Origin of the sequence: Paenarthrobacter sp. NPDC058040, from assembly GCF_042885775.1 — a bacterium.
GTDB lineage: Bacteria > Actinomycetota > Actinomycetes > Actinomycetales > Micrococcaceae > Arthrobacter.
Genome location: NZ_JBHVRN010000007.1, coordinates 55,749 through 79,684, shown reverse-complemented (window position 1 = coordinate 79,684; position 23,936 = coordinate 55,749). Strand labels below are relative to the sequence as shown.

Genomic DNA, 23,936 nt, shown 5'->3' with positions numbered 1-23,936 from the left:
TCATTGCTCCGACATCATGATCACGGCACCCTTGGTCTGGGTGTAACCCAGCAATGCCTCGTAACTCTTTGACGTGCCGTAACCCGAGTGCTTGCGGCCACTGAAGGGAAGTTCCACACCGTTCGAAAACGTATTGACCATGACCTGGCCGCAGTTCAGGTCCCGGACCAGACGGTGGGCCCTGCCCACATTGGCAGTCCAGACCCCGGCCACCAGCCCGTAATCGGTGCTGTTCGCGAGCGAGACGGCTTCATCGGTGTCATCGAAGGTGGTGACCGTGAGGACAGGTCCAAAGATCTCTTGCCGGGCGATGGCCGCGGAGGAGGCTACGGCGTCGAAAATCGTGGGCAGGATGAAATTTCCACCCTCCAACGCCGGGTCCCCGGGCACTCCCCCGCCCACCAAGAGCTCCCCCTCAGTGCGTCCCAAGGCGATGTAATCAAGCACCCTTTGCTGCTGCTTGCGCGAGATCACCGGTCCGAGGCCAGGATCGTCCAGTCCATGGCCAAGTGTGGTGTCCGCGAAGATCCGGACCAGCCGCTCAACGAATTCATCGTGGACGCTCCGGTGCACCAGCAAGCGCGAGCCAGCCGAGCACGTCTGGCCTGCATTTTGGAGGATCGACTGGGCCACTACTTTGGATGCCGTGGCGAGATCGGCGTCGTCGAACACGATGTTAGGCGATTTGCCGCCCAGTTCGAGGTCGGCAGGGACCAGGTTGGCCGCCGTCGCCTGTCCAATCTTGATGCCGACCGGAACCGAGCCCGTAAAGGAGACTTTCCCCAAGCCGGAGTGCGCTGCCAGCGCAGCTCCCGCCTCCGCCCCCCTGCCCGGCACTACATTGAGCACCCCGTCTGGCAACCCGGCATCGCTCATGATTTCGGCCAGGCGGAGAGTGGACAACGGAGCTTCTTCGGCTGGTTTCAGCACGCAGCAATTGCCGGCAGCCAGCGAGGGGGCGATGGTCCGCGTGGCCAGCCCCAGCGGGTAGTTCCAAGGAGTAATGTGGCCTGTTACCCCGTACGGTTCGCGGATCGAAAACGTCATCCGGTCCGTCCCCGCCGGGATGATGCTGCCGAACACCGCCTCCACCATGTTCGAGTAGAACTCGAAGAACCGGGCGGCAAAATTCACATCCACCACTGCCTGCCGCAGCGGTTTGCCCGTGTCCTGGCTTTCTATCCTGGCCAGTTCGTCGCCATTCGCCACGATCCCAGCAGAAATCTTCCGGAGGATCGTGGCACGTTCGGCGGCAGTGGTTCGCTTCCACCCGGCGTCGTAGGCCCGGCGGGCAACCGTGACGGCATGGTCCACCTGATCCGCGCCGCAGGCGGCGACCTCCGCCAGGGGCCGTCCGGTGGCGGGATCCAGGACAAGGAACGAATCGTCCGTATCCACTGCCTTGCCATTGATGTGTGCCATCCGGCGATGTGTTTCGAGGGATTGCTGCGTCATGGTTTTCCTCCTGGTTGCGCTGCGTGCAGTGGCCCCTGAACTGAGGGCCTCTGGTGAATCCAGTGCCGGGCTATCGCCTCGCGAGTGCTGAACAGAACATCGCCCGCACCCAAGGCGTGCTCCACAAAGTCGCGGAGGCCGGCCATTCGGCCCGCCTGGCCGGTGTGCCTTGGGTGGATTCCGATGGACATCATTTTTGGCGTGCCCCGGCGGCCTTCCCGCCTTAGTTCGTCAAGGCCGCGTGAGCAGGTCTCCCAGAAATCGAAGGGACTCGTGAACCCCATGGGCTGGACCAGCCGCCCCTCGGTGTAGGTCAGGGTGTAGGGAACCACCAGGTGCTCGCGGGCACCGACCTCCAGGAAATAGGGAAGATCGTCGTTGTACGCGTCGGAGTCGTAGATAAACCCGCCCTCTTCAACAAGAAGCCGCCTGGTGTGCAGGCTTGGGCCGGTTCTGGATCGCCATCCCACGGGGCGCCGTCCGCACGTCCGTTCAATCGATTCGACGGCGAGCTTGATGCGGTCCCGTTCCTGCTCCGGTGTGAGCTCTGCCGGATCCGTCCAGCGCCATCCGTGGGCGCAAACGTCATGGCCCCTCTCGGCAACCCATGCGCTGACCTCGGGATTCTTCTCCAGCGCCACGGCTGGCGCAAAGAGCGTGGCCGGAAGACCGTATTCGTCGAGCAAATCGGCGATCCGCCAGATGCCGGCCCGGCTGCCGTATTCGTAGATGGATTCCACGGCGAGGTCCCGCTTCCCCGGTTGTGGGTCGCGTCCCGGCCCCAGGCTTTCGCCGTGCGGATCACCTTCCAGGACGCTGCGCTCGGCGCCCTCCTCATAGGCGATGCAAAAATTCACCGCCACAGCGGCATTTCCCGGCCACGAGACCTTGGGCTTGTTCCTCCCGTATCCGATGAAGTCCCGCGCAGGGCCAGCGTCGTACGAAGAATCAGTCATTGCCTCCACCCCTTTCCTGGTCGTCATCGTTGACTACTTCATCACCAATGATGATGTAGAAACAAGTCATAGTCAACAGGCCGCAAAACCGCTCGACGGCGGGTAAGGCTATGGGAAGATGGCTTGATGCAACCGAGCGGACGATTCAACGTGGAAGTGGGGCGCACCTGGTGACATCGCCGAATATCGAGATGGAAATCCTGGCCCTCACGCTTATCCGGGAATCAGAAAGACCCGTTGGTTCGTCCCGCCTGGCAGAGGCTTTGAACGAGTCCGGCATCCATTTGGCAGAAGCCACGGCCGGCCGGTTCCTGCGCTCCCTGGACAAGCAAGGTTTCACGGTAATCCCCCGCCCCAAGCAGGGTCGCGTTGTCACCGAATTGGGGCAAAAGCGCCTTGAGGAACTCAAAGGGGCCCTTCGGGTCCAGGAAAATGGCGCCAACCTTGTCCTGGCCGCCAGCACCACCGATCTCAGCGAACTTTTGGACATCCTGGTGGTGCGTCGGGCCGTGGAATCAGAGGGGGCACGCCTGGCCGCAGCCGATGCCACCGATGAGGACCTCGAAGAGATCGCCCGTCAGGCGGCGAGCCATCGAGACGCGGTGGAGGCAGGATCGTCCCCCGACCGGGAATCATCAACCACTTTCCACCGCTCCGTGGCTGCGGCCACGCGCAACCGCATCCTCATCTCCATGGCGGATCTCCTCATTGAACCGGCCAACCCCAACCTGACACGCGTTCTTGAAGAGGTCTCCCTGAACTCAAAGGTCGTAGCAGAGCAGGCGCACGACCATTCAGAACTGGCCGCCGCCTTGGTGAATCGCGACGTTGAACTGGCCGGCCAGCTCATGAACCAGCACGTCGGACACCTTATTGAGGCCGTCCGAACCTATCTGGAGAAGACCGCCACCCTGGGAAAATGATCAGCTTTGCTTCCCCATCAGGAACTCCGCGATCGAGGGCTCCGTGGGCTTGACCTTTTCGAGTTCGCCTTCGAGGTAGGCGTCCACGATCCTCGGGTCCACGTAGGACGTGCGGGCCACGGCCGGCGTGTTGCCCAGCATCTGCGCGGCCTCTTTCATGGCCTTGACCAGGGCTTGGGGCCGGGTCATCGTTCCGTCGTTCTTCATGAGGCACAGGGCTGCGGCGGCAGTGCCTTTCCACGTACGGAAATCCTTGGAGGTGTAGGCCTCACCGGCGATGCTGCGAAGGTACTCGTTGATCATGGACCCATCCAACGGGACCCATCCGCCGTCGTCCTTGAAGGAAAGCAGCCGCTCCTTGCCGGGCCTGCGCGCCAAAGGTTCGAGGAAGGCCGCAAGGACGGGGTCATTGATGGACGTGTCCCACCACTGGCCGCTCTTGCCCGGGAACTTCAACGCGACCGCATCATCCTTGATGCGCGCGTGCCTGCACCGGAGGGTGGTGAGCCCGTAGGAGCCGTTTTGGCGCATGTAGCTCTCCGAGCCGACCCGCAGGGCGCCGAGGTCCATTAACCGGACAGCCGCCGCGAGCGTTTGCTGCTTGGGCGAGGACCCATCCTTGAGGTGCAGCGTGACCGCGCGGCGGATGGACGGGAAAACCGAGCCGAGCTCGGCCGCGCGCTGGAACTTCTCGGTGTCTTTACGCTCCCGCCAACGCGAATGGTAGATGTACTGGCTTCGACCGGCTGCATCAACGCCCGTGGCCTGGATGTGGGCATTCCCGTAGGGACTGATCCAGACATCCGTCCACGCGGGTGGGATCGCCAGCGCATTGATGCGCTGGCGATCCTCCGCGTCCAGCAAGGTTCCGTCGGGGTGCCGGTAGCTGAAGCCCTTGCCCGAACGGCGGCGGGCGATGCCGGGCTTGGAAAGGTCACTGCGCCGAAGCCTGGCCACGCCGGTCTGCCCGTCCGCGGACTAGGCTTCGTCGGGGTCGGTCACTGCAGTGCCGACGCCCATGGTCTCCGCGTTGATCATCCACGCCAACTGCTCAAGGCGGGCGATGAACGCATGCAGGAGGTCCGCCGTCGTGGGGTCTTCCTCGTCAACTTCATCGTGGACGTCGCGCATGGTCTGCACGGCCCGCTCCACGCGGTCGGTGACCAGCTTGACGGCATTCTTGGTGTTCACCAACCCGCCGGGGAATTCCTCCAGGCGGGTGCCCTTTGCGATGGTGCCGCTACGGCCATCCGGGAGTGCGTGGAGTGCGCGCATGCGTTCTGCGGTCTCGTCGGCGAACTGCCGCGTGGCGAGAACCAGTTCGTCCAACTGGAGGTGGAGATCCCGGAAGTTCGGACCAACGATGTTCCAGTGGGCCTGCTTGCCCTGTAGCTGAAGCTCAATCAGGTCCGTCAGGACGATTTGAAGATTGTCTGCGAGCTGCTGTGACGCTTTCATAATTTCCTCTCGTGGACGCTGCATGGACATTCACCCAGTCCAAGTGGCTACATCAACAACTCTTTCATAAGGGTGCTTAGTAGTACAATGAGGAGTGTCGCTGTTCACAGCTGGCGAAGCGGGAAACCGTGGGAGCCGGTTTGTGGCCACGACAAAGGCACCTTGGAAACTGTTTCCAGGTACCGGCATAACTCAATTGAAGTAAACGGAATGCATGTCAGGAACCACAGCGGCTTACCGCTGGATTCCTCCCAGAAAGGAATGTGCTGACCATGAACACGCTTCTGATCATTGCTGGTGTAGTGGCGATTGTCCTTCTTCTTGTGGGCGGCTTCTCGTCGGCCCTCAACTGGCTGCTGTGGGTAGGCATCGTCCTCCTGGTGGTCGCAGCCATCGGCTGGCTTCTCAGCTTCATGTCAGGTCGCCGAGGCCACACGGTATAGAGCCCGGAGCGCGACAACCCAGCCGGACCTTGAGGCCGGCACACCCTGAATATCAACAGACCGTGAGGGCTGTCCCCGCCGCGCACCTGCACCCGGGGACAGCCCTCCGGCACACCCAAGCCAGCCGGAGGTGCCTGAATTGTCAGACGCGGAACCGGTCGTCAGGACCGGGCGCAACGAATCCACCGAAGAAAAGATGGACCGCAACTGGTTGGAGCTGATCCAGGAACTGCGCGTCCTGCAAACAGGAGTCCAGATCCTCGGTGGTTTCCTGCTGACCCTGCCGTTCCAATCGCGCTTCGCGGAATTGGACGATTGGCAGACCGGCCTCTACCTCTTCAACGTCCTGGTCGCTTCGTTGACCACCATCACCATCGTCCTTCCCGTCAGCGTCCACCGCCGGCTCTTCCGGCGCGGTCTGAAGGCAACCCTGGTTTCCAGCGCGGACACGATCACCAAACTCGCCCTGGCCGGCCTGTCCATCCTGATCGTCGGCTCGGCTGCCCTGGTTTTCGACGTAACCATCGGCCGAACAGCGGGCCTCCTCACCGGCGCATTCATCATTTTGGTGGTGCTGGTCTTTGTTGTGGGACTCCCCTTCTGGATTCATCACAAGGCGCTCCAGGACAAGGAGGACTGAGCTTTGGCCGGAACAACAGACACGCCAACCAAAAAAAGCAGCCCCGCGCGCCAGTGGGCCAAGGAGCACGGATTATTGCTGGCGAACATGGGCCTGTTCGTTGCCTTCCTCGGCGGAATGATCATTTCCGGAGCGGCGAACTACAGCGAAGAGCAGCAGACCCACGGAGGCCAGCCCGTGGGCATTCTTGAATATCTGACGACCGGCAGCTTCGTGGAAGCAGTATTTGAAAACTGGGAATCCGAGTTCCTGCAGATGGCCATGTACGTGGTCCTGACCATCTTCCTGTTCCAAAAAGGCTCGTCCGAATCCAAGCCCATGGGCAAGGCCGCGCCACAGGATGAAGACCCTCGGGCTGCAAAAGCCAGCGAGAAGACTCCCTGGCCGGTAAAGCGCGGCGGTTGGGTCCTCAAGATCTACGAGCATTCACTCGCAGCACTCCTCGGCATCCTCTTCCTGGCTTCCTTCGCCATGCACGCAATCGGAGGAACCTCCGCCTACAACGAGGAACAACTCAGCCACGGCCTGCCACCGGTTTCAACGTGGGAATACCTGGGCTCAAGCCAGTTCTGGTTCGAATCATTCCAGAACTGGCAGAGCGAATTCCTGGCTGTCGGAGTCCTCGTCGGCGCCTCCGTCTACTTGCGGCAGCGCGGATCGCCGGAATCCAAACCCGTAGCCGAGCCGCATTATGAGACGGGCGCCTGACCACACATCAAGAAAGGAACATCACCATGCCAGGCAAAAAGAATCCCAGCCTCAAGGACCCCGAACTTTATGAGGAACTCCGCGATGACGGAGCTTCCAAGGAGAAAGCCGCCCGGATTTCCAATGCCGCGGCAAAACAGGGCCGCGACAAAGTTGGCCGCAAAGGCGGAAAGTCCGGTGATTACGACGATTGGACCGTGGACAAGCTCAAGTCCCGCGCCAAGGAACTCGGGTTGAAAGGATATTCGGACAAGAAGAAATCCGAACTCATTTCAATGCTGAGGAACCACTGAACTTACCCGGCCTGGCGGCAATAGACGCCGCCTGCCGGTCAATCCGTAAGCCGCGGTTCAGGCCTCAGCCTCTTGAGCCAGGCCTCGGTTTGTGCAATATGCGCGCCCATGGCGATGGCGGCCAGGGTGGGGTTCCTCTGGGCAATGGCCTCCAGGATCGCAGCGTGGCCAGCCGTGCTGCCTTCCCGCACGATGGTGCCCTCATCGCCGTCGAAAATGTGGAAGTGACCACCACGGGAGCGGAAAAGACGCACCAAGCCGGCCAGCGTGGAGTTGCCGCTTGCCCGGCAGATTTCCTCGTGGAACCGTGAGTCCAATTCAGAGTATTCGGAAGGGTCGTCCGTGTTTTCCATGCCCGCAACCAGTGCGGTGAGAGACTCCAGTGCGGCAGGAGACGCGTTGGCCGCCGCAGCAGACGCCGCATGCGACTCCATCAAACGCCGGATTTCAAACAGCTCCAGCAATCCATCCAAAGGAAGCAAGTCCACCAGCAACGCGAAGTTCTGGAGGATCACAGTGGGTTCCAAGGACGATATGTAGGTTCCCGAACCATGCCTTGACTCCATGATCCCGAGTGCCGACATGGCGCGAACGGCCTCCCTCAGGGAACTCCTTGACACCCCCAGCTGGGCGCACAGTTCAGCTTCCGGGGGGCATTTTTGTCCGGGTGCCAGCTCGCCCGAAGCGATCTTGTTCCGCAGGCCTTGCATGGCCGTTTCGACTGCACCCATTTACCCGCCTCCTCCAGACTTGGTACACGCTACAGCACTCAGGCAGCGGCGCCCCGATGGGACGAGTGATCAGACTTCAAAATAGGACACATCGTACCTCTTGCGAAAATTCATAGGTCAAACGGCCCGCATCCCGGGAATTGTCCCAAAGTCATCTTATGACTTTGCATAGTGGTCTGTTGTCTTGCTTGGGGATGTGAGGTAACTTACAGGCAGTCCCGCCTCACCGAACAAGAAGGCCCTTGTGCACCCAGCCAGCAACCTCACGGCCCCGCGTCCCATGACAACACCCGATGGCAATCCCTCCTTTTCCGACTGGACCCTCACACCCTCCAAGATCCACCTGAACCATGGCTCCTACGGCGCCGTTCCCCGGGCCGCACAAGACGTTCAACTGGAACTCAAGGCACGAATGGACGCAAACCCTTGCACGTGGTTCATGGACCAGTACAAGGCGGTCGCGGCAGCCCGGGCCGACGTAGCAGCCTTTCTGGCGGTCGATGCCGGGGACATGGCACTCGTGCTCAATGCCAGCGCAGGTGTCACCGCCGTCTATAACTCCCTTGACTTTGATCCCGGTGCGGAAATTGTCATGACCAACCACGCCTACGGAGCCGTGCTTCATGGCGCCTACCGCATAGCGCGGAAGTGCCACGGCAGCGTGCGCATTGCCGACATTCCCCTGGAAGCAGATGCAGAGACGGCAACGGCGCTGATTATGGCGGAAGTCGGCCCCAAGACGGCCCTGATCGTGCTGGACCAGATCACCTCGGCAACGGCACGGGCATTTCCGGTGGAGTCCATCGCACAATCAGCGCAAGCCGTCGGGGTGCCGTTGCTCGTGGACGGCGCCCACGCACCAGGTGTGCTGGAGGCTCCCGTGCCCGAATTTGATGGTTTCTGGGTTGGCAACCTCCATAAGTTCGCCTGCGCCCCCAGGGGCACGGCGGCACTTGTTTCCCGTGGGGACCGTGCCGCTTCCTTGACGCCACTCATCGATTCGTGGGGTTTTCCCTACAGCTTCCCGGACAACTTCGACCATGTGGGCACGCAGGACATCACATCCTGGATGGCGGCGGGTACCTCGTTCAACACCATCGCGCAACGGTACGGTTGGTCGACATTCCGCAGCTATGCCACGGCACTTTGCGATTACGGGGAAGCCATCATCGGCGCTGCTTTTGCGGACCTCACCGGAGAGAACCACACCGTGGATGCAGGCATGCCCGTGGGACCGCTGCGCTTGCTTAGCCTGCCGGCGGGCCTGGCAACCTCGCACGAGGATTCCCACAGCGTTCGGGCGTTCATTTCGGACCAGCTGGACATCGAGAGCGCGGTGACCACCTTTAACGGCGAAGGCTTCCTGCGGCTATCCGCCCACCTCTACAACTCCCCCAAGGACTACGAACTCTTCGCAGAACGGGCCGTGCCGGAACTCGTCCGGCTGGCCAGATCCCTTTAGACACCAACGTCCGCGCCGCTGCAAGGCGCAAACCACTTTAACCAATCAACGGAGGGCCCACGTGAAATCCAGAATCATGGCAACTGCTGCTGCAGGCCTCGCGGCAGTTCTGGCCTTGGCAGGCTGTGGCGGTGGCGGACAGAGCGCCGCCGATGGCAAAGTCACTTTGAAGATGGTGGAAAGCCTCACCAACCCCACCCGGACAGAAACCCTGAAGAAGCTCCTTGCCGGTTTTGAGCAAGCCAACCCCAACATCAAGGTCGATCTCATTTCGCCGCCCACGGACCAGGCGGACCAGAAGATCCAGCAAATGCTCCAGTCCGGCAAAGGCGTCGACGTAGTCGAGGCTCGTGACATCACCGTGGGGTCCTTCGGCGCCAACAATTGGCTCTACGACATGACCAAGGACCTGGACGGCTGGGATGGCTGGAACAACCTGACGGAGAACGCCGTCACCTACTCCAAGCAAAACGGCAAGACCTATTACATCCCGTACGGCTTCTACGGGCTCTCCCTCTTCTACCGATCAGACCTGGTCAAAGACGCCGGGTTCGACGGTCCTCCCAGCAGCTGGTCCGAGATGGCCAAACAGGCCGAGGCCCTGAACAAGCCATCAGAAAACAAATTCGGCTACGCATTCCGCGGGGGCACCAACGCCAACTCCAACGCCGTAGCCATCATCGAGGCCTACGTTGCTGACGAGATCGACCGCGAGAATGCGTTCAAGTTGACCAGCGGCAAGACGATCTTCTCCTCCCCCAAGGCCCAGGAAGCCATGGATCTTTACATCGACCTCTTCAAGAAGGGCTCGCCGCCGTCCTCGGTGGCATGGGGATACCCGGAGATGGTGCAGGGATTCAGCAACGGTTCCACGGCTTTCCTGCTCCAAGACCCCGAGGTGATCGCCACCGTCAAAGAGTCGCAGGCCATAAAGCAGGACCAGTGGAACGTAGCGCCCCTGCTCGTGGGACCGGGCGGTAAGGCAATACAGCCAGTGGCCTCGGCGGGCTGGGGCATTGCACAGTCCTCCAACGCCAAGCCGGAGGCCGTCAAGCTCATCAAATATCTGGCCCAGGGCGACGCCGCAACCACGTTCAGCAAGGACAACAGCCTTGTCCCCACACTGAAGTCTGCCGCCAAGGACACCTTCTACAGCACCGGCCCCTGGGCTGCCTACGTCAAGATGACGGAGAACCCCGACACTTACGTTTCGGCCATCCAGCCACGCAGCGTTTCCTGGTGGACCGAATGGATCAAGAAGTCCGACGGCGAACTCCAGCGGGTGCTCACGGGCCAGATGAGCACTACTGAACTGCTGGCCAGCTGGGACAACTACTGGACAGAAAAGATGAAGGGCTAGCCGCCCCATGAGTCTCGACGTCAAGCGGTCCACTTCGCCCCCTTCGGGGCGCAGGGACGTGCAACCGGAGCAGGGCGGCGGCAACTCAAAAAGGCGGTTCAGCGCCCGGACGGCGCTGACCTTGCTGGCCTTCCTGGCCCCGGCCGCGGTGTTCGTGGGGATCTTCACGTACTACCCCATGATCGCGGGCAGCCAGATGGCCTTCCGGAACTGGAACCTGAATGACCTTTCCGATACGTCCTGGGTTGGTTTCGGGAATTTCCAGAGCTTGTTCGATGCCCCCGAGTTCGGGACAATCGTCCGCAACACCGTTGTCTGGGTGGTTGGCTCCCTTGTGCCGCAGGTGGTCATCGGCTTCGCGGTGGCGCTGTTCCTGAAGAAGCGGTTCAGGATGCGCGGGGCCTATCAGGCCATGATCTTCTTCCCCTGGGCAGTATCCGGTTTCCTCATTGGAATGCTGTTCCGGTGGATGTTCAACGCCGAGTTCGGTGTGGTCAACGACCTCCTGATGAAGTCGGGCCTCATCAGCTCGCCCATTCCCTGGCTGTCCGACCCGGGCTTTGCCATGACAGCCATCATCATCGCCAACATTTGGTACGGCGTGACGTTCTTCGCCATCATGATCCTCGCCGCCCTGCAGTCGGTGTCGGACGAGATGTATGAGGCCGCAGCATTGGACGGTGCCGGCAAGGTGCGGACGTTCTTCAGCATCACCCTGCCCAGCATCTCCACAACGCTGGCGCTGACCATCCTGCTGCGGGTGATTTGGATCTTCAACTTCCCGGACATCATCTTCGCGATGACCGGCGGCGGCCCGGCGGACCAGACCCACATCATCACCACGTACATGATCAAAATTACCCAGGAAGGCGACTACGGGAAGGCATCCGCCCTCGGTTTGATCGTGATGGTCACCCTCATGCTGTTTGCAGCCTTCTACCTCATGGCTGTCCGCTTTCGAAAGGGAGCCCAATGATCAACAGTCCAACGCTCATAGGGCGCATTTCAAAGGTTCTGTTTCTGGGCTTGTGCCTGATCGTCACTGTTTTCCCGCTGTACTGGATCGTGGTGACTTCCCTCAAGGCGCCAGGTGCCATCTATTCCCTGCCCCTGGACTACTGGCCACGGCAGTTGTCGCTGGAGAACTACGTCGGGCTTTTCACGAAGTCCGACTTCGGCCAGTACATGCTCAACAGCCTGGTGGTGGCGTTGGCTGCAGCCTCTGTGGCCACGCTCATCTCGCTGCTCTCTGCCTACGTCCTGGCGCGGTTCCAGTTTTCCGGACGCGGGGCAGTGCTGGGCGCGTTCCTTATCACGCAAATGATCCCCGGTTTCATCGCCTTGGGTCCGCTCTACCTGATGATGACCGACTTCGGGCTGGTCGATTCCAAGACCGGGCTGATCCTGATTTACATCGCCATCTGCATCCCGTTTTGCACCATCATGCTTCGGGGGTTCTTCGAGAACGTCCCTGACGCCCTGGAGGAAGCCGCCATGATCGATGGCTGTTCCCGGCTGGGCGCGCTTTTCAGGGTCATCGTTCCGGTGATGCTGCCCGGCATTGCTGCGAGCTTCGTCTTCAATTTCGTCAACTGCTGGAACGAACTCTTTTTGTCGGTAACCCTGATGAACAGCGACAGCAACAAGACCATTCCGACGGCGTTGGCCGGCTTTATCTCCAGCTTCAACATCGATTGGGGTTCCATGTCCGCTGCCGCGGTCCTCACCGTGGTTCCCACACTGGTGATCTTCGCCTTCGCCAGCAAGTTCATCGTCCAGGGACTGACGGCCGGGTCCGTCAAAGGCTAAGCCCCCAATCACCCAACTGGGTCGCAGTTCGCGTCGTTCCCAGCGCTGGGAACGACCTCAAATGCGACCCAGTTGGGTCTGCGACGGATGGTACGACGCCGGTTCACGCCTTTTTCTTGGCCCGCGCCTTCGGTTTGGTTTCGGCTTTGCCGGCGGCAGCATCGTCGTCGGACGCTTTTTCCTTGCCGCGCTTCTTGTCGAGGCTGCGCTTGAGAGCTTCCATGAGGTCGATGACGTCCCCGCCTTCGCCTTCGCCTTCCACCACACCGAAGGTGGCTTCGGTATCCAGGGCCTCGCCCTTCTCCAGCTTGGCCTCTATAAGCGTGCGCAGCTGGACCTGGTAGTCGTCGGTGTATTCGTCCGGATCGAAATCGTGGGCCATCGATTCCACCAGAGCGGAGGACATTTCGAGTTCCTTGTCAGAGATCTTGAAGTCCGTTTCCAGGGAGGGGAACTTGGCCTCGCGCACTTCGTCGCCCCAAAGCAGAGCCTGCAGGAGCAATACGTCACCGCGCACACGCAGGGCACCCAGGCGGGTTTTTTGGCGCAGGGCATATTGGACGATTGCGATCCTGTCCGTGTCTTCCAGGGTTTGCCGCAACAACATGTAGGCCTTGGGCGATTTTGAATCGGGTTCAAGGAAATAGCTGCGCTCGTACATGATCGGGTCCAGCTGTTCGGCCGGAATGAATTCCACTACCTCGATTTCGCGGCTGTTTTCTTCCGGCAGAGATTTCAATTCCGCGGATGTGAGGACAACCGTCCGGCCTTCTTCCTCGTAGGCCTTGTCGATATCCTCGTACGCCACCACTTCACCGCAAATTTCGCATTTCCGCTGGTACCGGATGCGGCCGCCGTCCTTATTGTGGACTTGATGGAGACCAATATCGTGGTCCTCCGTGGCGCTGTAGAGCTTAACTGGTACGTTGACCAGACCGAACGCGATAGATCCCTTCCATATGGCCCTCATGCACCCAGTCAACAGCACAAGCCAGCAGAGGAGAAGAGGTGGCAGGCAACCAGAAGGAACGCGTCAACGTCGAGGGCCACGAGCTGACCCTCACCAACCTGGGCAAAATCATCTACCCGGAAACCGGCACCACCAAGGCTGAAGTGCTGGCTTACTACGCTGCCGTTGCACCCTTCCTGATTCCCGCAGCGGCCAACCGGCCCGTGACCCGCAAGCGCTGGGTCAACGGCGTGGGCACGGCTGACAACCCCGGGCAGGTGTTTTTCCAGAAGAACCTCGAAAGCTCCGTTCCGAAGTGGATCCCGCGTGCCACCATCCACCACTCGGACCACGCCAACGTTTACCCCATGGTCAACAACCTGGCCACGCTCACTTGGATGGCACAGATCGCTTCCTTGGAAATCCACGTCCCGCAGTGGCAAGTGGACCCGGCGGGCAACCCCCTGCGGCCGGACCGCTTTGTCCTGGACCTCGATCCCGGTCCCGGCGCGGGTTTGCCCGAGTGCGTTGAAGTGGCCAGGCTGGCACGCTCCATCCTGCAGGACATGGGCATGGAACCCGTGCCGGTCACGAGTGGGAGCAAGGGCATCCACCTTTACACCGGGCTGGAAGGGACGCTGAAGTCCGAGCAGGTTTCAGCGTTCGCCCACGAGCTCGCCCGAGCGCTTGAAGCCGACCATCCCAAGCTCGTGGTCAGCGATATGAAGAAGTCGCTGCGCAGCGGCAAGGTGCTGGTGGACTGGAGCCAGAACAGCGGCAACAAGACCACCATCGTCCCGTACTCGCTCCGAGGCAAGGCGCACCCCACCGTCGCGGCGCCCCGGACCTGGGAGGAGCTCAATGACCCGGGCCTCGACCACCTTGAGTTCACGGAAGTCATGGAAAGGGTCGCCACGGGCGAAGACCACTTCGTGTCCATCTCCGGCAGGCACCTGCCGCCCCACAGCGAGGAGAACGACGGCGGTACTCCCGCCGGCGGTTCAGCGTCGCCCAAACCGGGTGGCCGGGAAAAGGTGACGGTCGAGGGCCGTCTCGCCAAGTACGTTGGAATGCGTGATCCGGGCAAGACTCCGGAACCGTTCCCGTCGTCGTCGGCGGCTGGGAACACCCCCCAGGGGTCATCCGATCAGCCCAAGCCCGGTGACCCCCTGCCGCCCGGTGGAATCTTTGTGATCCAGGAGCACCACGCCCGGCGCTACCACCTCGATTTCCGGTTGGAACACGATGGCGTCCTGGTCTCCTGGGCACTGCCGCGTGGCGTTCCTGAAACTCCGGACCGCAACAACCTCGCCGTCCATACCGAGGACCACCCCATGGACTACGCCAACTTCGCAGGGGTGATCCCCAAAGGCGAGTATGGCGGCGGAACGGTGACCATCTGGGACCGCGGCGAGTACACCTGCGAGAAGTGGCGCGACGGGAAGGAAGTCATCGCCACTCTCACCGGCGAGCCGGGCGGCGGCCTGGGTGGCACCAAGCGCTTTGCGCTGATCAACACAGGTCAGAACTGGCTGATCCACCTGATGAAGGAGCAACCGGGTGCGCGGAAGAAGACCACCGCGAAGGTGCCTCCGGAAACGAAGCCGCCATCCGTCGTCGTGCCTCAACCCATGCCCGGCTACGCCCCTATGCTGGCCTCGGCCGGAACCGTGGGAGAACTGCGTGGCAGCGACTGGCTGTACGAACTCAAGTGGGACGGGATCCGCGCCATCATCACCGGCACGGCGGGCGGGATCCGGCTGATGAGCCGAAACGGCAATGTGCTCACTGCCGCCTATCCGGAGCTAACCGACCGTTCCTGCTGGCCCGACGGCGATTTCGTGGCAGATGGGGAGATCGTGGCTTTCGGGAAAGGTGGCAAGCCAGACTTCGGCAGGCTGCAGCAGCGGATGAACCTGGTTAAAGCGGCGGACATCGAGCGCGCCCGCTCCGCCGTCCCGGTGCAGCTGATGCTGTTCGATCTCTTGTACGACGGCGGGGCGGACCTCAGCGGCCAGCCTTTCCGCGAGCGCCGCGAGCGTTTGACCTCGTTCGCCGGGCGCATCAGCGGTGGCTGTCCCGTCCGCGTGTCCGAAGTCCTGGACCACGACGTGGACGATCTCTTGGCGGTGGCGGCCGAGCTTGGCCTCGAGGGCGTCATGGCCAAGAAGGCGGACAGCCGCTACGTCGTGGGCCGGCGCAGCCGCTCGTGGATCAAGCTGAAACTGGAGCAGAGCCAGGAGGTGGTCATTGGCGGCTGGCGGCCTGGCTCAGGTGCACGGAGCGGGACGTTCGGCTCGCTGCTGCTGGGCATTCCCGATGGCGGCAAACTGCGGTACGTGGGACGAGTGGGGTCCGGGTTCTCCGACTGGCAGCTCAAAGACATCCTGGCCAAGTTGGAATCCCGGAAGTCAAGCGAATCGCCTTTCCTGGACATTCCGCGCGAAGACGCAGCCGGAGCCACGTGGGTGGATCCTGAGCTCGTGGCGGAAGTGAGCTATGGCGAATGGACCGGCCCGGGGCGGTTGCGCCATCCGGTCTGGCGGGGTTGGCGCCCGGACAAGTCCCCGGACGACGTAAGCCAGCCCAACTAGGTGACATTAGTGCGCGTTATGACGGCTCAAAACGCGCACTAATGCGACCCAGTTGGGCCGGCGGGGTCGGGTGGGTTTCAGTCAGGGGCCGGTCAGGAGGAGTGCGGCATCTGCGGCCGGCTGGTCCGGTGGACAGCGGTGGCGGCGGCTCCTTGGCCTGCGCGTCCGTGGGATTGGTCGCGGTCCTTGGGGTGCCGCCGCTTTCCGTTGCCATCCGGCCATTGGTTTCCCTGCTCGGTGCCGAGCGTTGCTGCTACGGCGGCCGGCTCGGGCATCGGAGCCATATCCATGGACTCCACCAAGTGGCTGGCGACCTCAGGATTGATGCTTCCGTCGTGGTGGTTCGCAGTCATGGTTCTTCCTTTCCTCAGTGAAACGAAGGGATTTCAAGTTTAGGCCTACCAGCGGACCTTTTTCACGGTCTTGGCTTGCTTTCCACTGGCGTGGGTGGGCTTGTGGCCCTTCCCGGTGCTTTGCCATCCGCCGGGAGCGCCCCCGCCTGACTTGCTGGCGAGCATTGCCTTCTGGGCGTCGGTCAGTTTGGACTTGATTCCGCCTTCGGCGGTTTGGTTGGTGTCTGGCGTATTGGCAGTCATTCGTAGACTCCTAAAGAGGTGCGAAAGCCTGAAAGAGGTGCGCGAACCACGGCGTCACGGTGTGGTCAGGGTGCTTAAAAGACAACGGGAACGGCATGGAGGCATGGCCTCAACAGGCGTGGATTTTTGTCAGGTGAAACTCGGCTGCGCCGCAATGAGCGCAGGCGGTTTACTCAAAAATCAGTGTTCCCATGCGTCACACCCTAACCAAAGACCGGCACGTTTGGGAACCCCGGGCGGACGGACGCCTTGCTAGCATGGGCGCAATGTCTCCTGGGTCTTCGATTGTCGGCGCACTCCGGGCTGCCGGTTGCGTCTTCGCGGAAGACGAGGCAGCACTGCTCATGGAGGCTGCCCATGACGCCGCACACCTCCAACGCATGGTGGGGCAACGCATCGGGGGCATGCCGCTGGAACACATCCTTGGATGGGTGGAATTCCATGGAACCCGCATGATCGTGGAACCGGGCGTGTTCGTCCCACGGCGGCGCACGGAGTTCCTGGTACGGCAGGCGGCGTCGCTGGCGAAGCCGGGTGCCGTCGTCGTCGATCTTTGCTGCGGTTCCGGAGCGATAGGCGCCGCTGTCCATGACGCCTTGGGCACAAGCGAGCTGTACGCGGCAGATATCGACCCCGTGGCTGTGGCCTGTGCGAGGCGAAACATCGAACCCCGCGGTGGAAGCGTCCACCAGGGCGACCTCTTCGCCCCGCTCCCCCGCCAACTCATGGCCAGGATAGACGTCCTGCTGGTCAACGCTCCTTATGTCCCCACGGATTCGATCCGCACCATGCCGCCGGAGGCCCGCCTTCACGAGCCGCGGACAGCGCTCGACGGCGGCACTGACGGTTTGGCGGTCCAGCGTCGGGTTGTGGAGGGGGCACTTGAGTGGCTGGCGCCGGGTGGACTGGTGCTGATCGAGTCCTCGGCTGAACAGGCCCCGGAAACGGCGCGGATAATGTCCGGGGCAGGGCTCACGGTCCGGCTTGCCTTCGACATGGACGTGGACGCCACCGTGGCGCTGGGCCTGGCGCCGGGCGCCTCGCTCCATCCGTAAGCTTTTCCGCTCAAATCTGCCCCGTTGCATGGGCTCGGCTAAACAATTTGGTAACAGTGCACCCACGAGGGCCAAAAACCGCGTGATCACAGGGCAAGACCGGGCAAAAAGAAGTAAGGAATCTGGGCAATTTTGACCCAGAAATGGCCAATAAATCGGATCTCAACTCGGGTTTCGGGCCAGAAACGCGTAAAATTGAAACCCTGCCCAGAGCGGGGCAGCAGAAGTCGCAAGCAAATGACCTCCCTAGGAGAAGCCCAAATGCCCATAGACCAAAGCAAGATCGTCTCTCCGGACGGCGCAAGGAACGCCGACGGAAACCCGGCTGCAGCCACCACCCCGGCCGCCGCCGACACTGTTAAGAACCCGAAGAAAATGAAGCTCCGCCCGAAGCGCCGGTTGAAGGAATCCGACGTGAACGTGGTGGACCAGCCAATGCTTAAGAAGGCACTCGGCGGCACCATCGTGGGAAACACCATGGAATGGTACGACGTCGGCGTGTTCGGCTACCTCATCACCACCATGGGACCCGTCTTCCTCCCGGAAGCCGACAAGTCCGTCCAAACACTCTTCCTTCTGGGCACCTTCGCCGCAACCTTCATCGCCCGCCCGCTCGGCGGCGTCGTCTTCGGTTGGCTTGGCGACAAGGTGGGCCGCCAGAAGGTGCTCGCAGCAACACTGATGCTCATGGCGGCAAGTACGTTCGCCGTCGGACTCTTGCCCGGCTACGCGCAGATCGGCATCTGGGCCGCCGCGCTGCTGGTCATCCTGAAGCTCGTCCAGGGCTTCTCCACCGGTGGCGAGTACGCCGGTGCCACAACCTTCGTCAGCGAATACGCTCCGGACAAGCGCCGTGGCTTCTTTGCCAGCTTCCTTGATATGGGCAGCTACATCGGCTTCGCGCTGGGTGCAGCCCTGGTTTCCATCCTGCAGCTCACGCTGGGCCAGGCAGCCATGGAGGAATGGGGCTGGAGGCTTCCGTTCCTGATCGCCGGCCCGCTGGGCCTGATCGCCGTGTACTTCCGTAGCAAGATCGAAGAATCTCCGCAGTTCCAGGCAACCCTGGATGCCCAGGAGGCCATCGCGAAGGACGCCGCAGCACAGGATGCCGATGTCGCCAAGGGACCCATCGGCATCATCAAGGCCTACTGGCGCCAGATTGTGCTGGCCATGATCCTCGCCGCTGCAGCCAACACGGTCGGATACGCCCTCACGTCCTACATGCCGACGTACCTCACGGATTCCAAGGGCTACGACCCCGTCCACGGCACCTTGCTGACCATCCCGGTCCTGGTGATCATGGCTGTTTGCATCCCGTTGACCGGCAAGCTGTCCGACCGCATCGGCCGCCGCCCGGTCCTGTGGATCGGCGCGGGCAGCACCGTCTTGTTCGCTGTTCCCGCGTTCATGCTCATAGGCATCGGCGACATCTGGTCAACGTTGGCCGGACTGGCCCTGGTGGCCTTCCCCGTGACGTTCTACGTTGCCAACCTGGCGTCCGCGCTGCCGGCTTTGTTCCCGACGTCCAGCCGCTACGGCGGAATGGGCATTGCCTACAACTTCTCGGTTGCCATCTTCGGTGGAACCACGCCGTTCATCGTGCAGGGCCTCATCGAGGGCACCGGGAACGACATGATGCCCGCGTACTACCTGATGGCCACGTCGATCGTAGGCGCCATCGCGATCTTCTTCCTGCGTGAATCCGCGCAGCGTCCGCTGCCCGGCTCCATGCCCAGCGTGGACACTGAGGCCGAAGCCCGCGAACTCGTCGCCACGCAGGATGAGAACCCGCTGATCAACCTGGACGAGATGCCGTTCGACGGCCAGCCCGTCAGCGACGTGTCCTTCGGCAACGATAAGAAGGACCTCGCCGGCGTCTAGGAGCCACTTGCCTGCAACTTCTGCGCAGCGCTTCCGATAGTCCGCGGTCCACAGCCGCCCACTGTAGCCACCAACCACAAGGCGCTCTCCTTGGGGTTGGTGGCTACGGCCGTTAAGTCCCCCAACTGGGCGCGGACCTTCCCGCCGATGATCCTGGCACCCTCAGGGAACGCCCCTGGATTGGGCCCGGCGTAGTTGAGCCGGACGTAGGGGCCCTCGGGCTCGGCCGGGAACCACTCCGTTCCGGCCGCGATCAGGACGCCCGCCGCCTCGCAGTCCTTGGTGAGCTGTTCGGCGTCGAACCCGTCAGGCATCCGCAGCCACAGGTTCAAGCCGCCCTTGGGCAGATGGCTCAAGTGCGCTTCCGGTACATGCTCGCGCAAGCTGGTGACCAGCAGGTCCCGACGCGACTGCAGCTGCTGGCTGAGGCCGCGAAGGTGCGTTTGCCACCCGGGCTGCGTCACGACGTCGAGCGCTGCAGCCTGGAGCAGGCCGCTGACGTACATCGACTCCGCAGCCTGTGCGCCCATGATCCGTTCCCGCGCAGGTCCCCGCGCGATGATCGCGGCAATCCGGATGGACGGCGAGACGCTCTTGGTCAGCGAACGGATGTACACCACGTGGCCGGAATCGTCCTTGGCGGCGATCGGTGCGGAGGGGGCAGTGATGCCGAAGTCGTGCGCCCAGTCGTCCTCCACAAGGAAAGCGCCGTGTTGCTGGACGATCCGCAGGACTTCCTCACCGCGCTGGGCCGACCACTGGGCGCCTGTTGGATTCGCAAAGTTCGGCTGCGCGTAGAACATCCGGGCCCCGGATTCAGCGAATGCCCGGTCCAGCTCATCGGGATCCGGCCCCTCCGGACCGCTCGGCACCGGAATCACGCGGACTCCCGCCTGGCCGGCTGCCAGCAGCGCGCCCCAGTAGCTGGGCGACTCCACCAACAACGGCTGCCCGTGCCCCACCAGCCCGCGGAAGACCGAACTCAGTCCGCTCTGGCTCCCGGGAAGTACGACGACGTCGCTCGGCTGGGGCGGCGTGACGCCCACTGGCGTAGAGGTACTGAGTTCGTGCGCGAACCAGGATTGGAGCTCCGGGAGGCCTTGCGCAGGTGGGCGGGAGAGGGCGGCATCTCCCCTTGCCGACCGGGTGAGCGCGGCGCGGACGAGTCTTTCGGGGAGCAGTTCACGGGCGGGATAGCCCGAGTGGAACGCAATGACATCATTGGAGGCGCTGCGCATTGCGGCGGAGTTCAACGGCTTGGCTGCCTGGGCGGAACGGAGCGCCGCAGTCTGCCATCCGTAATCGGAGGGACGGGCCATGCGGTAGGCCCTGACGAACGTCCCGACTCCGGGACGGCTCTCAATGAGGCCCTGGGAGGTGAGGGTCCGCAGCGCTTTCTGCACGGTGACCGGGCTCGCTTGGTAATCCGCAACGAGTTGGCGGGTTGATGGCAGTTTGGCCCCCGGAGCAGCACGTGCGATCCATTCCTTCAGTCGCGAGACGATGCGGGAGCTGCTATCGTTATTCATGAGTCAACATAGTAGCGCTACTCTTGTTTCGCCACCAGTGGTATCCACCCGCACGTCCGCCGGACTGTTGTGGGGCCTGCTGGGTGTCTTCGCGTTCTCCTTCACTGTTCCCCTGACACGCGTTGCAGTCGAGGGCATGTCGCCACTGTTCATTGGCGCGGGACGGGCTGTGGTGGCCGCAGTCCTGGCCGCCGCAGCGTTGGCTCTCACCCGGCAACGGTTTCCCCGCGGCACGCAGTGGTTCCGCTTGGCCGTTGTCGCCGGCGGGATTGTTGCAGGGTTTCCGCTGCTGACCACTTTTGCCCTCACCAGCACATCGGCGAGCCATGGAGCTGTGGTGATCGCGCTACTGCCCGCAGCCACGGCAACGATAGCAGTGCTGCGCGGGCGGGAACGTCCGCGCCCCATCTTCTGGGTCCTGACTGTTATTGGGGTGATCGCGGCGCTGCTCTTCGCCCTGGTTCAGTCGGGCGGTTTCGGCTCCTTGCACTGGGCTGATTTGATGCTGCTCGGAGCCGTGCTCGCAGCGGCCATCGGCTACGCGGAAGGCGGACTGTTGGCCCGTGAACTTGGCTCCTGGCAGACCATCTCGTGGGCATTGGTGGTGGCCTCGCCTGTAATGATCGCGCTGACTGTGGTTTCCCTGGGCTCCGGAATGCCGTCTGCGACGCCCGTCCAGTGGCTGGCCTTCGCTTACTTGGGCGTGATCAGCATGTATCTGGGCTTCTTTGCCTGGTACCGCGGACTCGCGATCGGCCCCATGGCGCAGGTCAGCCAGATCCAACTGGTCCAGCCCGTCATGACCATCGCGTGGGCTGCACTGCTTCTTGGCGAATCCCTGACTCTGACCACCGTTGTTGGCGGTCTCTTCGTGGTCCTCTGCGCAGGTGCCGCTGTCCGCGTCAGGCTCGCACCGCCGTCGGGCTCGTAACCGTCTCCACCAGCGAAAGGAAGAATCCATGTACACCCCCGCCCATTTCGCCGCTTCGGCTTCGGCCGTTGAGGAACTGCTCCGGAACTCCGGTGCAGCCAACCTCGTCACCTATTCTCCGGACGGGCTGCTGGCCACGCTCCTGCCCTTTGTGTTCGATCCGACCATAGGTGAGCACGGCGCCTTGCAATCCCACATGGCGCGGAACAACGCCCAATGGTCATCCCCCGTCAACGGCGAGGCCCTGATGATCGTGCAAGGCGCGGACGCCTACATTTCACCGACCTGGTATGCATCCAAGGCCGAACACGGCAGGGTGGTTCCCACATGGAACTACTCCACGGCGCACGTCTACGGCGAGCTGGTCATCCACGACGACGCCGAGTGGCTGGGCAGGCACGTCCGGCAACTGTCCAACCAGCACGAGGAAGCCATGCCCAGGCCATGGACCGTCGACGAAGCACCCGAACGGTTCATCGCCGGACAGCTCAAGGCGATTGTCGGCGTCGAACTCGTGATCACACGGGTAGAGGCTAAGTCGAAACTCAGCCAGAACCGGACTCCGGCCGACGTGGACGGGGTGGTCGCCGGACTCCGCTCGGTGGGCGACGCGGCGAGCGCCACCGCTGTGGAGCGCGCCCGGACCCCATAGACTCGCCCCATGCGTGAGGTTCAGACGGGGTCCATCCATCACATCGAAATCTGGGTACCGCATCTTCAGCGTGCCAGGGCGGAGTGGGGGTGGCTCCTGGGCGAGCTCGGCTACGAGCCATTCCAGGAGTGGCCAACAGGTTGCAGTTGGCGGCTTGGCGGGATGTACATCGTGGTGGAATGTTCCGATGCCATCACCGCCACCGCCCACCGTCGCACCGACCCTGGGATCAACCACCTGGCATTTCATGCCGGAACACGGGAGGACGTTGACCGGATCCGTGAGCTCGGTAGCGACGCGGGCTGGTACGAAATGTTCGAGTCGAAGTACCCGCACGCCGGCGGCCCGGACCACTACGCTGCGTACTTGATCAACACGGACAGCTACGAGGTTGAGTTGGTGGCTGGGTAGTAACTATCTGGGCGGGACCACCGGGCGCCACATCGCGACGCGGGGCCAGCGGGTCAGGCCCAACTCCGCCTCGTGCTCCATGAGGCGGGTCAATTCGGGACCCCAGCTGCCGGCGTCGAGCATTTCGAAGCCGAGGCGACGATAGTACGGAGCGTTCCACGGCACATCGCGGAAGGTGCTCAGGGTTTGGCGCTGCATTCCGTGGCCCCTGGCCCAGATTCGGGCTGCATGGAGCAATTCGCGGCCCAAGCCTTGGTGTGCTTGGTCCGGATGGACGCTGACCTGCTCCACGTGGGCGTTGCCGTCCACCACATCCACAAGGATGTACGCCACGGGAAAGTCGAGGCCGTCCGCGTACACCCAGGCCCGCCCGCCGGTCACATAGCTTTGCAGCGTCTCCACCGGAAACGACTCGTCATCTGCGATCTGGTCCATTCCCAAGGCACGGAACAACTCCCCTGCAGCCTGCTCAATGTCCTGCAGCTGCCCCAGATCATCTGTGTGGGCCAGCCGGATCATGTGTTTGGCTCCGGCACCGGCGGTGCTTGGGCAACGAGGAATTCGTTGCGCTCTTCGATGAGGTTCTGCATGTACCGGGCCAACACGAGCTTCTCTGCCAAGCGGCCCAGCGCCCCAAAGGGAGCGGCGAATTCAATGGTGTCAACCATCAAGGTGCCGCTGCCGTCGGGCCGGAACTCGTGCGTGTGGCGGAGGTACTTGAAAGGGCCCTCGACCTGTTCATCGGAGAACGACGTCGGCGCCTCCATCCGTACGATACGGCTGGTCATGCGGAACCGGGCCCCGAGGTGCCACGCCTGCCACGTGACAGTCTCACCTTCCGAGATAAGGCCCGTAGTGGTGCCGGCGATGGCCCGTTCCCGGCTTTTGGTCATGGAGCCCACGTGGGCATCGATGTTCCTGGAGAGGTCGAACAGCTCCTGCGGGGACATGGTGGAGCGGGTGCGACAGACAAAAGCTACGGGCATACTTCGATTTTCCCAGACTCCAAACGATGCGTGGCTTTAACGGCGTGTGACCGGGCTTATGGCGGCCACAATCCGATCCTGATAATTTTCGAACTTGAGACCTTCACCCACAAG

26 protein-coding genes are annotated in these 23,936 nt (G+C 62.4%); 15 read left to right on the top strand and 11 right to left on the bottom strand.

Going from position 1 to position 23,936, the window contains the following annotated elements:
- Together ACFVSJ_RS11090 and ACFVSJ_RS11085 are read right to left on the bottom strand one after the other, a co-directional pair.
- Nucleotides 1–1,455, bottom strand: a complete 1,455-nt coding sequence (locus ACFVSJ_RS11090) for an aldehyde dehydrogenase family protein (RefSeq protein ID WP_387436842.1) — start codon at nucleotides 1,453–1,455, stop codon at nucleotides 1–3.
- Nucleotides 1,452–2,411, bottom strand: a complete 960-nt coding sequence (locus ACFVSJ_RS11085; RefSeq protein WP_387436841.1) for a polysaccharide deacetylase family protein — start codon at nucleotides 2,409–2,411, stop codon at nucleotides 1,452–1,454. The genes ACFVSJ_RS11090 and ACFVSJ_RS11085 overlap by 4 nt, the downstream gene beginning before the upstream one ends.
- Nucleotides 2,412–2,581: 170 nt before the next feature.
- On the opposite strand from ACFVSJ_RS11085, the gene ACFVSJ_RS11080 reads away from it, so the two are divergent.
- Complete coding sequence (locus ACFVSJ_RS11080) at nucleotides 2,582–3,334, top strand: FCD domain-containing protein (protein WP_387436840.1); 753 nt, start codon at nucleotides 2,582–2,584, stop codon at nucleotides 3,332–3,334.
- On the opposite strand, the gene ACFVSJ_RS11075 is transcribed toward ACFVSJ_RS11080, so the two are convergent.
- Both ACFVSJ_RS11075 and ACFVSJ_RS11070 read right to left on the bottom strand, forming a co-directional pair.
- The gene (locus tag ACFVSJ_RS11075; RefSeq protein WP_387436839.1) at nucleotides 3,335–4,291 is read right to left on the bottom strand and encodes a DNA topoisomerase IB; all 957 of its coding nucleotides are present in this window, start codon (nucleotides 4,289–4,291) and stop codon (nucleotides 3,335–3,337) included.
- A 21-nt stretch (nucleotides 4,292–4,312) separates the two neighbouring features.
- Nucleotides 4,313–4,792: a Dps family protein gene (locus ACFVSJ_RS11070; protein WP_387436838.1), complete on the bottom strand. Its 480-nt coding sequence runs from the start codon at nucleotides 4,790–4,792 to the stop codon at nucleotides 4,313–4,315.
- A 272-nt stretch (nucleotides 4,793–5,064) separates the two neighbouring features.
- Between ACFVSJ_RS11070 and ACFVSJ_RS11065 the strand changes: the two genes are divergently transcribed.
- The 4 genes from ACFVSJ_RS11065 (at nucleotide 5,065) to ACFVSJ_RS11050 (ending at nucleotide 6,876) form a co-directional block, all read left to right on the top strand.
- Complete coding sequence (locus ACFVSJ_RS11065) at nucleotides 5,065–5,235, top strand: hypothetical protein (RefSeq protein ID WP_347109261.1); 171 nt, start codon at nucleotides 5,065–5,067, stop codon at nucleotides 5,233–5,235.
- 139 nt (nucleotides 5,236–5,374) lie between these two features.
- Entirely contained in the window at nucleotides 5,375–5,875 is a 501-nt protein-coding gene (locus ACFVSJ_RS11060; protein WP_387437071.1) for a DUF6328 family protein, read from the top strand.
- A 3-nt stretch (nucleotides 5,876–5,878) separates the two neighbouring features.
- Complete coding sequence (locus ACFVSJ_RS11055) at nucleotides 5,879–6,583, top strand: DUF6766 family protein (protein WP_387436836.1); 705 nt, start codon at nucleotides 5,879–5,881, stop codon at nucleotides 6,581–6,583.
- Nucleotides 6,584–6,609: 26 nt separating this feature from the next.
- The gene (locus ACFVSJ_RS11050) at nucleotides 6,610–6,876 is read left to right on the top strand and encodes a Rho termination factor N-terminal domain-containing protein (RefSeq protein WP_387436835.1); all 267 of its coding nucleotides are present in this window, start codon (nucleotides 6,610–6,612) and stop codon (nucleotides 6,874–6,876) included.
- Nucleotides 6,877–6,914: 38 nt separating this feature from the next.
- On the opposite strand, the gene ACFVSJ_RS11045 is transcribed toward ACFVSJ_RS11050, so the two are convergent.
- Complete coding sequence (locus ACFVSJ_RS11045; RefSeq protein ID WP_387436834.1) at nucleotides 6,915–7,607, bottom strand: FadR/GntR family transcriptional regulator; 693 nt, start codon at nucleotides 7,605–7,607, stop codon at nucleotides 6,915–6,917.
- A 280-nt stretch (nucleotides 7,608–7,887) separates the two neighbouring features.
- Here ACFVSJ_RS11045 and ACFVSJ_RS11040 point away from each other — a divergent pair, with 280 nt between their 5' ends.
- The 4 genes from ACFVSJ_RS11040 (at nucleotide 7,888) to ACFVSJ_RS11025 (ending at nucleotide 12,238) form a co-directional block, all read left to right on the top strand.
- On the top strand, nucleotides 7,888–9,069 hold the full coding sequence (locus ACFVSJ_RS11040; RefSeq protein WP_387436833.1) for an aminotransferase class V-fold PLP-dependent enzyme: 1,182 nt from the start codon (nucleotides 7,888–7,890) through the stop codon (nucleotides 9,067–9,069).
- 61 nt (nucleotides 9,070–9,130) lie between these two features.
- Nucleotides 9,131–10,429 carry an ABC transporter substrate-binding protein gene (locus ACFVSJ_RS11035; RefSeq protein WP_387436832.1) on the top strand — a complete coding sequence of 433 codons (1,299 nt, stop codon included), beginning with the start codon at nucleotides 9,131–9,133 and terminating at the stop codon, nucleotides 10,427–10,429.
- A 7-nt stretch (nucleotides 10,430–10,436) separates the two neighbouring features.
- Nucleotides 10,437–11,405: a carbohydrate ABC transporter permease gene (locus ACFVSJ_RS11030; protein WP_387436831.1), complete on the top strand. Its 969-nt coding sequence runs from the start codon at nucleotides 10,437–10,439 to the stop codon at nucleotides 11,403–11,405.
- On the top strand, nucleotides 11,402–12,238 hold the full coding sequence (locus ACFVSJ_RS11025; protein WP_387436830.1) for a carbohydrate ABC transporter permease: 837 nt from the start codon (nucleotides 11,402–11,404) through the stop codon (nucleotides 12,236–12,238). Before ACFVSJ_RS11030 ends, ACFVSJ_RS11025 begins: the two co-directional genes overlap by 4 nt.
- Before the next feature lie 103 nt (nucleotides 12,239–12,341).
- Here ACFVSJ_RS11025 and ACFVSJ_RS11020 read toward each other — a convergent pair whose 3' ends face one another.
- The gene (locus ACFVSJ_RS11020) at nucleotides 12,342–13,208 is read right to left on the bottom strand and encodes a Ku protein (RefSeq protein ID WP_387436829.1); all 867 of its coding nucleotides are present in this window, start codon (nucleotides 13,206–13,208) and stop codon (nucleotides 12,342–12,344) included.
- 38 nt (nucleotides 13,209–13,246) lie between these two features.
- On the opposite strand from ACFVSJ_RS11020, the gene ACFVSJ_RS11015 reads away from it, so the two are divergent.
- A complete protein-coding gene (locus tag ACFVSJ_RS11015) occupies nucleotides 13,247–15,781 on the top strand; it encodes an ATP-dependent DNA ligase (protein WP_387436828.1) in 2,535 nt (844 codons plus the stop codon).
- Nucleotides 15,782–15,873: 92 nt separating this feature from the next.
- On the opposite strand, the gene ACFVSJ_RS11010 is transcribed toward ACFVSJ_RS11015, so the two are convergent.
- Nucleotides 15,874–16,134, bottom strand: a complete 261-nt coding sequence (locus ACFVSJ_RS11010) for a hypothetical protein (protein ID WP_387436827.1) — start codon at nucleotides 16,132–16,134, stop codon at nucleotides 15,874–15,876.
- 45 nt (nucleotides 16,135–16,179) lie between these two features.
- The gene (locus ACFVSJ_RS11005; protein WP_387436826.1) at nucleotides 16,180–16,377 is read right to left on the bottom strand and encodes a hypothetical protein; all 198 of its coding nucleotides are present in this window, start codon (nucleotides 16,375–16,377) and stop codon (nucleotides 16,180–16,182) included.
- A gap of 266 nt (nucleotides 16,378–16,643) precedes the next feature.
- Here ACFVSJ_RS11005 and ACFVSJ_RS11000 point away from each other — a divergent pair, with 266 nt between their 5' ends.
- Both ACFVSJ_RS11000 and ACFVSJ_RS10995 read left to right on the top strand, forming a co-directional pair.
- Complete coding sequence (locus ACFVSJ_RS11000) at nucleotides 16,644–17,432, top strand: putative protein N(5)-glutamine methyltransferase (protein WP_387436825.1); 789 nt, start codon at nucleotides 16,644–16,646, stop codon at nucleotides 17,430–17,432.
- A gap of 261 nt (nucleotides 17,433–17,693) precedes the next feature.
- Nucleotides 17,694–19,313: an MFS transporter gene (locus ACFVSJ_RS10995; protein ID WP_387436824.1), complete on the top strand. Its 1,620-nt coding sequence runs from the start codon at nucleotides 17,694–17,696 to the stop codon at nucleotides 19,311–19,313.
- Here ACFVSJ_RS10995 and ACFVSJ_RS10990 read toward each other — a convergent pair.
- Nucleotides 19,310–20,842: a PLP-dependent aminotransferase family protein gene (locus ACFVSJ_RS10990; RefSeq protein ID WP_387436823.1), complete on the bottom strand. Its 1,533-nt coding sequence runs from the start codon at nucleotides 20,840–20,842 to the stop codon at nucleotides 19,310–19,312. The two genes, ACFVSJ_RS10995 and ACFVSJ_RS10990, sit on opposite strands and share 4 nt — an antisense overlap.
- Between ACFVSJ_RS10990 and ACFVSJ_RS10985 the strand changes: the two genes are divergently transcribed.
- From ACFVSJ_RS10985 to ACFVSJ_RS10975, 3 genes are read left to right on the top strand one after another with little or no spacing between them, the layout of a single operon-like run.
- Nucleotides 20,841–21,773 (top strand): DMT family transporter, encoded by a 933-nt coding sequence (locus ACFVSJ_RS10985; RefSeq protein WP_387436822.1) that lies wholly within the window; start codon nucleotides 20,841–20,843, stop codon nucleotides 21,771–21,773. The genes ACFVSJ_RS10990 and ACFVSJ_RS10985 overlap by 2 nt on opposite strands.
- Before the next feature lie 28 nt (nucleotides 21,774–21,801).
- Nucleotides 21,802–22,425 (top strand): FMN-binding negative transcriptional regulator, encoded by a 624-nt coding sequence (locus ACFVSJ_RS10980; protein WP_387436821.1) that lies wholly within the window; start codon nucleotides 21,802–21,804, stop codon nucleotides 22,423–22,425.
- Between the two features lie 9 nt (nucleotides 22,426–22,434).
- A complete protein-coding gene (locus ACFVSJ_RS10975; protein ID WP_387436819.1) occupies nucleotides 22,435–22,836 on the top strand; it encodes a VOC family protein in 402 nt (133 codons plus the stop codon).
- 3 nt (nucleotides 22,837–22,839) lie between these two features.
- On the opposite strand, the gene ACFVSJ_RS10970 is transcribed toward ACFVSJ_RS10975, so the two are convergent.
- The gene (locus ACFVSJ_RS10970) at nucleotides 22,840–23,355 is read right to left on the bottom strand and encodes a GNAT family N-acetyltransferase (RefSeq protein WP_387436817.1); all 516 of its coding nucleotides are present in this window, start codon (nucleotides 23,353–23,355) and stop codon (nucleotides 22,840–22,842) included.
- Complete coding sequence (locus tag ACFVSJ_RS10965) at nucleotides 23,352–23,822, bottom strand: SRPBCC family protein (protein WP_387436815.1); 471 nt, start codon at nucleotides 23,820–23,822, stop codon at nucleotides 23,352–23,354. Before ACFVSJ_RS10965 ends, ACFVSJ_RS10970 begins: the two co-directional genes overlap by 4 nt.
- Nucleotides 23,823–23,936 lie beyond the last annotated feature (114 nt).